Annotated in this window: 11 protein-coding genes and 1 tRNA gene; 8 read left to right on the top strand and 4 right to left on the bottom strand. The window is 68.9% G+C overall.

All coding sequences use genetic code 11. The annotated features are described in order from the left end of the window. The first annotated feature begins 143 nt into the window (after positions 1 to 143). Entirely contained in the window at positions 144 to 482 is a 339-nt protein-coding gene (locus tag ABFX50_RS39170) for a hypothetical protein (protein WP_346153879.1), read from the top strand. A gap of 126 nt (positions 483 to 608) precedes the next feature. Here ABFX50_RS39170 and ABFX50_RS39175 read toward each other — a convergent pair. Next, positions 609 to 679, bottom strand: a tRNA-Gly gene (locus tag ABFX50_RS39175). A gap of 99 nt (positions 680 to 778) precedes the next feature. Between ABFX50_RS39175 and dcd the strand changes: the two genes are divergently transcribed. The 3 genes from dcd (at position 779) to ABFX50_RS39190 (ending at position 3,176) form a co-directional block, all read left to right on the top strand. Next, positions 779 to 1,354 carry a dCTP deaminase gene (gene dcd, locus ABFX50_RS39180; RefSeq protein WP_183651391.1) on the top strand — a complete coding sequence of 192 codons (576 nt, stop codon included), beginning with the start codon at positions 779 to 781 and terminating at the stop codon, positions 1,352 to 1,354. 199 nt (positions 1,355 to 1,553) lie between these two features. Next, complete coding sequence (locus ABFX50_RS39185) at positions 1,554 to 2,171, top strand: DUF47 domain-containing protein (protein ID WP_183651388.1); 618 nt, start codon at positions 1,554 to 1,556, stop codon at positions 2,169 to 2,171. Then, on the top strand, positions 2,172 to 3,176 hold the full coding sequence (locus ABFX50_RS39190; RefSeq protein WP_183651385.1) for an inorganic phosphate transporter: 1,005 nt from the start codon (positions 2,172 to 2,174) through the stop codon (positions 3,174 to 3,176). It abuts the gene before it with no gap. Here ABFX50_RS39190 and mshD read toward each other — a convergent pair. After that, positions 3,166 to 4,080: a mycothiol synthase gene (mshD, locus tag ABFX50_RS39195; RefSeq protein WP_346153882.1), complete on the bottom strand. Its 915-nt coding sequence runs from the start codon at positions 4,078 to 4,080 to the stop codon at positions 3,166 to 3,168. The two genes, ABFX50_RS39190 and mshD, sit on opposite strands and share 11 nt — an antisense overlap. 108 nt (positions 4,081 to 4,188) lie before the next feature. Between mshD and ABFX50_RS39200 the strand changes: the two genes are divergently transcribed. The 3 genes from ABFX50_RS39200 (at position 4,189) to ABFX50_RS39210 (ending at position 7,200) form a co-directional block, all read left to right on the top strand. Continuing rightward, positions 4,189 to 5,946, top strand: a complete 1,758-nt coding sequence (locus ABFX50_RS39200) for a bifunctional metallophosphatase/5'-nucleotidase (RefSeq protein WP_346153884.1) — start codon at positions 4,189 to 4,191, stop codon at positions 5,944 to 5,946. 66 nt (positions 5,947 to 6,012) lie between these two features. Next, positions 6,013 to 6,546, top strand: coding sequence for a GNAT family N-acetyltransferase (locus ABFX50_RS39205; RefSeq protein WP_346153886.1), 534 nt, complete (start codon positions 6,013 to 6,015; stop codon positions 6,544 to 6,546). Further along, positions 6,547 to 7,200: a 2'-5' RNA ligase family protein gene (locus ABFX50_RS39210; RefSeq protein WP_346153887.1), complete on the top strand. Its 654-nt coding sequence runs from the start codon at positions 6,547 to 6,549 to the stop codon at positions 7,198 to 7,200. On the opposite strand, the gene ABFX50_RS39215 is transcribed toward ABFX50_RS39210, so the two are convergent. Further along, positions 7,169 to 8,281 carry a sensor histidine kinase gene (locus tag ABFX50_RS39215; protein ID WP_183651373.1) on the bottom strand — a complete coding sequence of 371 codons (1,113 nt, stop codon included), beginning with the start codon at positions 8,279 to 8,281 and terminating at the stop codon, positions 7,169 to 7,171. The genes ABFX50_RS39210 and ABFX50_RS39215 overlap by 32 nt on opposite strands. Further along, positions 8,281 to 8,967, bottom strand: coding sequence for a response regulator transcription factor (locus tag ABFX50_RS39220; RefSeq protein ID WP_183651371.1), 687 nt, complete (start codon positions 8,965 to 8,967; stop codon positions 8,281 to 8,283). The genes ABFX50_RS39215 and ABFX50_RS39220 overlap by 1 nt, the downstream gene beginning before the upstream one ends. A gap of 100 nt (positions 8,968 to 9,067) precedes the next feature. On the opposite strand from ABFX50_RS39220, the gene ABFX50_RS39225 reads away from it, so the two are divergent. After that, on the top strand, positions 9,068 to 11,245 hold the full coding sequence (locus tag ABFX50_RS39225; protein ID WP_346153889.1) for an MMPL family transporter: 2,178 nt from the start codon (positions 9,068 to 9,070) through the stop codon (positions 11,243 to 11,245). Positions 11,246 to 11,315 lie beyond the last annotated feature (70 nt).

An 11,315-nucleotide genomic window follows, 5' to 3' on the forward strand; every position in this document is an offset into this window, starting at 1 on the left:
GTCTACCAGGGGCTCTGCTACGTCATCAGGCGAACACCGGACCCGCGATCATGCCGTGATCAGCACCCGCCGCCGGAGGATGAAAAGGGGTCACTGAATCGGCGTTGGCGTTTCGAACCGAGTCCCACGGACGATGCGCGGGCATGATCCAGTTGTTGGACTGGGGGTGTGCAATCGCGTCACTGCTGGATTGCCGCGATCCCGAGAGCGCGAGGTGGGGATGGGACCCCAACCTGTGCTGCTTGGATCATGCGCTCTTCCCTCAGGACATCACCTTCGCGTCGTGGCTCGCGGAGTCGATTGCCCGCGACTTCGCCGAACCGTTCTATGACGGTTACTTCGAGGTCTCACCGCAAGATGAGGCAGAGATCGCGGTGAGCACCATCGGAGAAGAGGAGGAACCGTGCATGTGGTCGCCGCCTGTATGGGTGAAGGGCAGGAAGGCCGGCATCTGGGAGCGCTGTCACATGTCCGATGACTGACGGGTTGGCTTGGTAAGCGAGCACGGGGCCCAGTTCAGGAGGAGCGCTTCCACCACGATCTGGGCTAAGGCGATCAAGAAAGCCCAGGTCTCGGGTTTCGCATCCGACCTGGACTATCACGCTGAGAGCGGGTGACGGGAATCGAACCCGCGCTGTCAGCTTGGGAAGCTGATGTTCTGCCATTGAACTACACCCGCATCGGCGATCGCCGCGCCCACCACTGTAGCGGAAATCCCGCCCACTCAAGCAACCCCGCCCCAGCCGACTTCACTGTCGCACACGGTAAGTTGCTCTCCGTGCTGCTTTCTGACCGAGACATCCTCGCCGAAATCGAGTCCGGCCGGGTCAGTCTCGACCCGTTCGACAAGGCAATGATCCAACCATCCAGCATCGACGTGCGGCTCGACCGCTTCTTCAGGGTGTTCGAGAACCACCGCTACCCCCACATCGATCCCGCCGTGGAGCAGCCCGACCTCACCCGTCAGGTGGAGCCGGAGGGGGATGAGCCTTTCATTCTGCACCCCGGCGAGTTCGTGCTCGCGAGCACCTACGAAGTGATCACCCTCCCCGACGACCTGGCGAGCCGGCTGGAGGGGAAGAGCTCTCTCGGCAGGCTGGGTCTGCTGACGCACTCGACGGCCGGCTTCATCGACCCCGGCTTCTCCGGGCACGTGACGCTGGAGCTGTCCAATGTGGCCACGCTGCCGATCAAGCTGTGGCCGGGGATGAAGATCGGGCAGCTGTGCATGTTCCGGTTGAGCTCTCCCGCCGAGCACCCGTACGGCTCGGCGAAGTACGGCTCGCGCTACCAGGGTCAGCGCGGCCCCACGCCCTCGCGCAGCTTCAAGAACTTCCACCGCACGCTCATCTGAACGCCCTTATCAGGCGCCCAAACCTGGGCAAAGCGGCCACGAGCAAAATACCCCCCAAAGTACTCCCGAACCCGGTGTCGCAGATCATACGAGGGGTAGCGAGAGGGAGAAGAGTGGGTGTGCGCACCATGAAGTTCGCATTTCCGCTGGTAACCCGTACCCTTCTCTGCGGACCATCCCCGCACATCTGGAGAACGACGTGCGCCTGCGTCTCACGCCTCGTGAGGACAGCTACTACGACCTGTTCGCCGACTCAGCGAACAACCTGGTCACGGCATCGCGGTTGCTGGTGGAGATCATCAGCGACGGTTCGGACAGGGAAGCCCTGGCCGAGAAGATGCGCGCCTGCGAGCACGCCGGTGACGAACGCACTCATGCGATCATGAACCGGCTCAACGAGAGCTTCATCACGCCTTTTGACCGTGAGGACATCTATCGCCTCGCCTCGAACCTCGACGATGTGATGGACGCCATGGAAGAGGCGTCCGACCTCATCGTCCTGTATCAGATCGACCACCTGCCGAAGGACGTCGTCAGGCAGGTGGAGGTGCTGGAACGGGCGGCCGAACTGACAGCGGAAGCCATGCCGCGCCTGCGCTCGATGAAGAACCTCAACGAGTACTGGATCGAGGTCAACCGCCTGGAGAACCAGGGCGACCAGGTCTACAGGAAGCTTCTGGCCAAGCTCTTCAGTGGTGAGTACGACGCGCTCACCGTCATGAAGATGAAGGAGGTCATCGACCGCCTGGAGGAAGCCGCGGACGCCTTCGAGCACGTGGCGAACACGGTCGAGTCGATCGCGGTCAAGGAAAGCTAAGTGGACCTCACGCTCGCCCTCGTCATCGGCGTGGTGGTCGTGTCACTGGTCTTCGACTACACCAACGGCTTCCACGACGCGGCGAACGCCATCGCGACCTCGGTGTCGACCCGCGCGCTCACCCCGCGCGCGGCGCTCTTCCTGGCCGCGGGGATGAACTTCATCGGCGCCCATCTGGGCACTCAGGTCGCCCAGACGGTCGGCAAGGGGATCATCGACGCGCCAGAGGGCACCCACGGTCTGGTCGTGGTGGCGGCCGCGCTGATCGGCGCGATCACCTGGAACCTCGTCACCTGGTACTTCGGCCTGCCCTCCTCCTCCAGCCACGCGCTCATCGGTGGTCTGGTGGGTGCCGCGCTGGCCTCGGCCAGCCTGGTGCACTGGGACGGCGTGCTGGAGAAGGTCGTCATCCCGATGATCCTGTCCCCGATGGTCGGGTTCTCGCTCGCCGCCACGATCATGATCGCAATCTATTGGATCTTCCGCAACGCGCAACCAGGAAAAGCCAACAGGGGCTTCCGCTACGCGCAGACCGTCTCGGCCGCCGCGATGGCGCTCGGGCACGGCCTGCAGGACGCGCAGAAGACGATGGGCGTGATCTTCCTCGCGCTGGTCGTCGGCGGCTACGCCGCGCCGGCGGACCCGATTCCGCAGTGGGTGATCCTGGCCGCGGCCGGTGCCATCTCGCTGGGAACGTACGCCGGTGGCTGGCGCATCATGCGCACGCTGGGACGGCGGATCATCGCCCTCGACCCCCCGCAGGGCTTCGCGGCCGAGGCCGCGGCCTCGACCGTCCTGTACGTCGCGGCGATCGGTTTCGGCGCTCCCATCTCCACCACCCACACCATCACCAGCGCCATCATGGGCGTCGGTGCCACCAAGCGGCTCTCTGCCGTGCGGTGGGGCGTGGCGGGCAACATCGTGACCGCGTGGATCCTCACGATCCCCGCGGCGGCGCTGGTGGCCGCTGTGTCGTACTACATCCTCCACTGGCTCATCGAGTAGCCGCGTACATCACGTCGACGTCCCATCGGTTGAAACCGAGGGACTCGTACAGCCTGATCGCCGCCGTGTTGGCCTCGTCCACGTAGAGCATCGCCTGGGCGAGGCCGCGCGAGCGTAGATGGCGAAGACCGGCCAGGGTGAGCGCCCTGCCCAGGCCGGTGCCCTGCTGTGAGGGATCCACCCCCACGACGTAGACCTCGCCGAGGGGCTCGTGGCCGTGCTCCTCGGAGGAGGATCCGTGGATCTTCGTCCAGTGGAAGCCGACCAGCCGCCCGTCGCGATAGGCGAGGAAGAACCCCTCCGGGTCGAACCAGGGCTCGCTCTCGCGCAGCCGCACGTCGTCGAGGGTCCACCCGCCCTGCTCGGGGTGGTGGGCGAAGGCGGCGGCGTTCACCTTGAGCCACGCCTCCTCGTCCTGGCCCGGCACGAACGTGCGCAGCCGTACCCCTTCGGGCAGGGAGGAAGGGGGCAGGGGCGCGAACAGGGAGCGGCGCATCTGCCACAGCGAGCGCATCCGCTCGAAGCCCGCCGAGGCCGCCAGCGCGGCCGCGCCCGTGTGGTCGCCGTGCGCCCACAGCCGCAGCCGCCCTCCCGAGACCTCCAGTACGGCCCGCAGCAGCGTCGCGCCGTGTCCCTGACGACGGAACGCCGGGTGGACTACCAGTTCGCCGCTGGGCCCCTCGACCTCGTCGGTCGGGTCCACGTGCGCGTAGCCGGCCAGCGAGGCGCCGGAGTAGAGCAGCAGCGAGCGGGCCCGCTCGTCGCCGCCGTAGCGCAGGTGCAGCATCACGTGCTCGTTGAGCGGACGCGCCCCGTCGGCCTCCGTCGCCGCCTCGACGACGTCCAGCACGTCGGCTGTTTCCCTGTCATCGAGCCGTCCCCGATCCACCACGCGCACTGTCATAGATCGAACTCTAGGCTGCCGACTGGCAAATAACGCCATGTGGGGGGCCGATGAATCGTTACCTTTCAGACGTCTGCCGCATAGCTTCGTTCCGTAACGTCTGCAGGCATGACCTCTCGCTCCTTCCTCCCGCTCGTTCTCGCGGGGGCCATCGCCATGGGCGGCGTCACGCTCGTGGCGGGACCTGCCGACGCGGCCAGGCCCGAGCGGACGGTGCCCGTCCGCCTGCTGACGATCAACGACCTTCACGGCAACCTGGAGCCGCCGAGCGGGTCCGCCAGCCGCATCCTCGACCCCAAGGGACCGCTGGTCGACGCCGACGGCAAGCTGACCGGCATCGTCGGCGGCAGGTACTCCATCGCGGGCGGGGCCGCCTACCTCGCCACCCACCTCAAGCAGCACACCGGCCGCAACACCATGGTGGTGGCTGCCGGCGACCTCATCGGCGCCTCCCCGCTGATCTCGGCCGCCTACCACGACGAGCCGACGCTCGACGTGCTCGGCCAGATGGGGCTGAAGGCCTCCTCGGCGGGCAACCACGAGTTCGACGAGGGCTACACCGAGCTCCAGCGCCTGATGAAGGGCGGCTGCCACCCCGTCGACGGCTGCTCGCCCGCCGGCGAGTGGGAGGGCACCGACTTCGACTTCCTCGGCGCGAACGTGCTGAAGGAGCGCAACGACAGGTACGCGCTGCCGCCGTACTTCGTGAAGAGCGTCAACGGCGTGAAGGTGGGCTTCATCGGCCTGGTGACGGCCACCACCCCGACGATCGTCTCCTCCTCCGGCATCCAGGGCCTGAAGTTCACCGAAGAGGTGGCCGCGGCCAACAAGGTCTCCAGGCTGCTGGCCCGCCAGGGCGTCAAGGCCCAGGTCGTGCTGGTCCACGAGGGCGACCAGGTCACCCCGAACCAGGACCCGAGCGCCTGCTCGGTCACCCCGGGCAACGGCTCGCGGATCGCGAGCGGCCTCGACCCGCAGGTGGACGTGGTGGTCAGCGGCCACTCGCACCAGGCCTACGTGTGCAAGACGACCGACCCCGCAGGGCAGCCGCGCTACTACACGCAGGGCTCCTCCTTCGGCCGCGTGCTGACCCAGATCGACTTCCAGGTCGACAAGCGCACCAGGGACGTCGTCCGCTCGACCGTGGCGGCCGCCAACCACGTCGTCACCCGTGACGTGCCGGAGGACAGGGCCGTCGCCGACTCGGTGGCCCTGTGGAAGGCCCGCAGCGCGGACATCGCGAACAAGCAGGTCGGCAGGATCACCGCGGAGATCGGCACGACCGCCGCTCCCTCGGGCGAGCTGCCGCTCGGCAACCTCATCGCCGACAGCCAGCTCGAGGCGACCAGGACCGGTGGCAACGCGCAGATCGCGTTCATGAACCCCGGCGGCGTGCGCATGCCTCTCAACCACCCGAGCTCCCCCGCGGGTGAGGGCGACGGCGTCGTGACGTACGGCGAGGCGTTCGCCGTCCAGCCGTTCAACAATCTCACCCAGGTCATCACGTTGACCGGCGCGCAGCTCAAGACCGTCCTCGAGCAGCAGTTCGTCGGCGGTCCCAACAACCAGGCGTTCACCAAGATCCTGCAGCCCTCGTCGAACTTCACCTACACCTACAGCAGGAGCGCCCCGTGGGGCTCGAAGGTGTCGGCCATGAAGATCGACGGCGTCGCGGTGACCGACACCCAGTCGATCCGCGTGGCGGTGAACAACTTCCTCGTCGGCGGCGGTGACGCCTTCGCCGAGCTCAAGAACGGCACCGACCTGTGGAGCGGCCCGCTGGACATCGACGCGTTCGTCGACTACCTGGGCAAGCACAGCCCTGTCGCTCCTCCCGCGACCGACCGCATCACCGTCGTCGACTGATCCCGCGCAGAGGCCCGCGATCAATTCGGTTGCGGGCCTCTGCCATGAGGTGATCCCCTTTTCGCCATGCTCAGAGGCACACGCATCCGACTGCGTCCCATGGAGCCCCACGAGGCCGAGACACTCTGGCGCTGGAACAGCGACCCCGAGGTGATGCGCTGGATGGATGAGGGCTACCCCGAGACGCTCGCCCAGACCGTGGCCCGCTGCGAGGCCCGCGACCGCAACTCCTACGACAACGTGCTGCTCGGCGTGGAGAGCCTCGAGGACGGCAGGCTGATCGGCCTGGTGCGGCTGAGCGGCGCCGAACCGGAGACGGGCGACGCCGAGCTCGACGTCTACCTCGGAGAGAAGGACTGCTGGGGCCGCGGCTTCGGCACCGAGGCCGTCCGGCTGATCTGCAGGTACGGCTTCGACAGGATGCGGCTGCACCGCATCACGCTCTGGGTGGCCGACGCGAACACCGGCGCCAGGCGCGTCTACGAGAAGGTGGGCTTCGTCGAGGAGGGGAGGGCGCGCGAGTCCTTCCGCCGGGACGGCAAGTGGCACGACATGGTGATGATGGGCCTCCTGGAGGGCGAGCTGCGCGATACTCCCTGAATGTCGCGATTCGGGGAGTTCTTCGCGAGAGGCCGATCGGCGCTGCTCGCCGGACAGGCCACCTACGACCGGCCTCCGGCGGAAGGGTCCAGACGCTGGGGCGCGGCGGCGGTGCTGCGGCCATCGGGTGCCGTGCTCGACAGGTTGGTGGAACTGGCCGGCGAGCTGAGGCCCGTAGTGGGGCCAGGGCACTGGGTCCATGGCCCCGACGCGCTGCACGTGACGCTGCGCTCGCTGGAGCCGTACAGGGAGGACGTCACCGACCGCCGCGTCTACGGGGCGGCGCTGGAGGAGGCGATGCGCGGGCTGCCGCCGGTCCGGGTGGAGCTGCGCGGTGTGGCCGGCCACCACGGCGGCGTGCTGGTCTGGGCCACGCCTGCCGACGAGACGCTCGCCACGTTGCAGAAGCGCTTCGCCCACGCGCTGGGGGAGAAGGGCGCTTTCGAGAGCTGGACGCGCGACATCTGGTACGTCAGCCTCGTCCACTTCGCCGCGCCCGTCGTGCGGCCCGAGGCGATCGTCGGCTGGTGCGAGGAGCGCGCCGACCTGACGGTCGGGGTCGCGGAGCTGTCGCGGGCCGAGATCGTGCGGGCCGTCCACACCGGTGGTGGCGTCCGCCTGGTCACGCTCGAGCGAGCGGAATGCGGACCGTGAACGTGGTGCCCTTGTCCTGCGCCGACGAGGCGGTGGCCAGGCCTCCGTGCGCGGCCACGACGGAGGCCACGATCGACAGGCCGAGCCCCGCGCCGCCGCCCCGCTGAGCCTCGGGCTGGCGGTGGTCGCCCCTGTAGAACCGTTCGAAGACGCGCTCGGCCTGCTCGGAGGTCAGCCCCGGGCCCTCGTCGCTGACCTCGAGGACCGCGAAGCCGTCCTCCTCGGCCACCCGCACGTTCGCCGCCGTGCCCTCGGGGGTGTGGTGCAGGACGTTGGTGAGGAGGTTGGCCACGACCTGCCTGAGCCGTGCGGGGTCGCCCGTCACCACGACGGGCGTGCCGTACTCGAGGGTGATGGAGCGCGAAGGATCGACCGCGCGGGTGTCGGCCACCGCGTCGGCGGCCAGCGAGACCAGGCTGACCGGCTCCCGCTCCAGCGGCCTGCCCTGGTCGAGCCTGGCCAGCAGGAGCATCTCCTCCACCAGCAGACCCATCCTGGCCGACTCCGCCTCGATCCTGTGCATGGCCCTGGCCAGGTCCTCGGGCCTGTCGTGGGCGCCCCGCCTGAACAGCTCGGCGTAGCCGCGGATGGTCGCGATCGGGGTGCGCAGCTCGTGCGAGGCGTCGGCGATGAAGCGGCGCAGCCGCTCCTCGGAGGCCTCGCGCTGCCTGAAGGCCCGTTCGAGCTGGACGAGCATCGCGTTGAGCGCGTGAGCGAGCCTGCCGACCTCGGTGCCGGGCGGGGCGCTCTCGATCCTGCGGTCGAGGTCGCCCGAGCCGATGTGGGCGGCGGCCTCGACGATCCTGTCGAGCGGGCGCAGCCCCCTCCTGGCCAGGTGCGCGGCCAGCACGGTCAGGCACACCAGCGCGAAGGCCGAGGTGCCCGCCAGGACCAGGGCGATGCGGCTGGTCAGCTCCTCGGAGGCGGCCAGCAACGCCTCGGGCGTGGTCAGCGCCATGAGCTTGCTGTTGCCGGGGCCGTGCCAGTCCTGCAGCGCGCCGAACGTGGCCCCCGCGACCAGGCCGAGTGCGATGGCGACCAAGCCCACGGTGGTCAGGACCAGGCGGGTGCGCAGCGACATCACCGCTCCACCGGCAGCCGGAGGACGTAGCCGATGCGGGGCATCGTGTGGATCAGCGGCGGGTCGAACGCGTCGACCTTGCGGCGCAGGTAGCTGATGTAGGTCTGCACGACGCCGTCGTTGCCGCCGAAGTCGTACTCCCACACGTGGTCGAGGATCTGCCGCTTCGACATCACCTTGCCCGCGTTGCCCAGCAGGAAGCGCAGCAGCTTGAACTCCGTCGGCGTCAGGTCGATCCTGCGGCCGGCGCGGAAGACCTCGTAGGTGTCGTCGTCCACGACGAGGTCGGCGAAGGCCACTCTGGCGCTCTCCGGCGCGCTCCTGTCGGTCCTGCGCAGCACCGCGCGGATGCGGGCGGTCAGCTCCTCCAGGCTGAACGGCTTGGTGACGTAGTCGTCGCCGCCCACCGTGAACCCGCCCACCTTGTCCTCGGTGGCGTCCCTCGCGGTGAGGAAGACGACGGGGACCTGCGACCCCGCGAGCCTGATCCGGTGGCACACCTCGGTGCCGAGAATGTCGGGCAACATCACGTCCAGCACGATGAGATCGGGATCGAAGCTTCTGACCAGTGCCATCGCGACCGCGCCCGTCTCGGCGACCGCCGTCTCGAACCCCTCGTAACGCAGGGCGGTGGCGACGAGATCGGCCAGATAGGGTTCGTCTTCGACGACCAGGATTCGGCTCACGTGGTCATTCTGACCCGAAGAGTCAGGGATCGGGGAAACTCACATGGCTCTCTAAGAGAGATCACAGAGCCGCCTGTCGCCGCGCTGGTCAACTGCTCGCATGGAGAGAATCTCGGCATTCGTGCTAGGTCGCAAGGGCCTGGTCATCCTGCTGACCGCGGTCGCCTTCCTGGTGGGGATGGGCGCGACCCCGCTGGCGATCCAGCGCCTGTCGGAGGAGTACGCCCACCCTGGGATGCCCGCCTTCGACGCCAACCAGGAGATCGTCAAGGTCTACGGCAACGGCGGCTACCAGCGTCCGTTCGTGCCGGTCGTGCGCCTGCCCGAGGGACAGTCGGTGACGGCCCAGAAGGAGAGCCTGGGCAAGGCGTTCGCCGCGGTGGCCGCGGTGCTGCCCAAGGCCCGCGTCGTCTCCTACGCCGACACCGCCGACCCCAAACTGGTGGGCTCGGACGGCAGGACCACGCTCGGCCTGGTCTTCCCCGGCACCTACTCCGACGGCAGCCCGCCGGGCGGCGGCCTCGGTGAGACGCCCGACGAGAGCCCGGTGATCGTCAAGGCGATGACCCCGCATCTGCCACCGGGCTCGACCGTCCATGTCACCGGGCTCGACGCGCTGGCGCCCAGCGTGGACGCGGGCGGCGTGGACGTGCCCACGAAGATCGGCATCGGCGTGCTGGCCGCGGTGGTGGTGCTGCTCCTGGTGTTCAGGTCGGCGCTGGCCTTCGTGCCGTTGCTGATCTCCGTGCTGGCCATCTTCTGCTCCTTCATCGTGATCCTGCTGCTGACGCTGGTGATGACCGTCCACGACGTGGCGCTGACCACGATGCCCCTGCTGGGCCTGGGAATCGCGGTCGATTACTCGCTGCTCATCGTGGCCCGATGGCGGGAGGAACAGGCGCTCGGGCACAGGGGGGACGAGGCGGTCCACAGGGCGATGGCGGGCGCGGGCAGGGCGGTGTTGTTCAGCGGGCTGGCGGTGGCGATCGGCCTGGTCACGATGGTGGTTCTGCCGGTGCCTTTCCTGCGCAGCCTGGGGATCGCCGGAATGATCATCGCGGCGGTGAGCGTCGCGGTCACGCTGACCGTCCTTCCTGTGGTGCTGGCCCGCACGGGCCAGCGGCTGGACAGGAGGCGGGCGGGCGGGGCGCGCTTCGCCCGCGAGGCGCGGGCGGGCAGGGCGTGGTCGGCGTGGGCCAGAGGCGTCGTACGGCTGCGCTGGCCCGCCGCGCTGCTCACCGGCGGTCTGCTCGTCGCCCTGGCGGTCACGGGCACGAGGGTGGACCTCGGCCTGCCCGAGAGCGGCAGCCTGCGCACCAGCGGCTCCGCCTACGAAGGCCTGACCGAGCTCAAGGAGGCGGGCATCCCCTCCGGATCCATCGTCGCCTTCGACGTGTTCGTCACCGGTGACCCCGCGCCCGCCGTCGAGGCCATCAGGGGCGTCGAGGGCGTCTCGACCGTGCTGGCCCCCGACCACGCGGCCTGGCGCAGGTCGGGCACGGCGGTGGTCACCGTCCTGCCCGTGGCCGAGGGCGGCAGCGCGGCGGGCGAGGCGACGATCTCCGCGGTGCGGGCCGCGGTGCCCGCCAACGCGAGGGTCGGCGGCAACGCGGCGCAGAGCATGGACTTCAGGTCGCAGACCTACGGCGCGTTCCCGTGGATGCTCGCCATGATCGCACTCGTCACGTTCGTGATGCTGGCCAGGGCGTTCAGGTCCCTGCTGCTGCCGCTCAAGGCCATCGCGCTCAACCTGCTGTCGCTGGGCGCGGTCATCGGCACGATGGTGTTGCTGTGGCAGTACGGCTGGGGCACCAAGGAGCTGCTCGACATCCACCCGACGGGCTCGATCGGCGAGTTCGTCCCGCTGACGATCTTCGCCTTCCTGTACGGCCTGAGCATGGACTACGAGGTCTTCATCCTGGCCAGGATGCGCGAGGAGTACGACAGGTCGGGCAGCACCGCGCACGCGGTGATCGAGGGCGTCGGGCGCACGGGCCGGCTGGTCACGTCGGCGGCGCTGATCCTGTTCATCTCGTTCGCCGCGCTGGCGATGACGCCCGAGCTGGACGTGAAGGTGTTCGCCAGCGGCCTGGCGCTCGGCATCGCCCTGGACGCCACCCTCATCAGGGCGATCCTGGTGCCGGCCGTCGTGGCCATGATGGGCAGGTGGAACTGGTGGCTGCCCGGCTGGGCGGCCAGGCTGCTGCGGGTCGAGCCCTCGCCCGCCAGGCCCGAGGACGAGCACGTACGGCCCGCCGTACCCGAGCCCGTGCACTGAGCAGGCAGGGGAGGACGAAGGAACGGCCACCGCCTCGGGGAGAGGCGGTGGCCGTTCCGGTGGGGACGAG

This window comes from Nonomuraea recticatena, from assembly GCF_039533245.1.
Taxonomy (GTDB): domain Bacteria; phylum Actinomycetota; class Actinomycetes; order Streptosporangiales; family Streptosporangiaceae; genus Nonomuraea; species Nonomuraea roseola.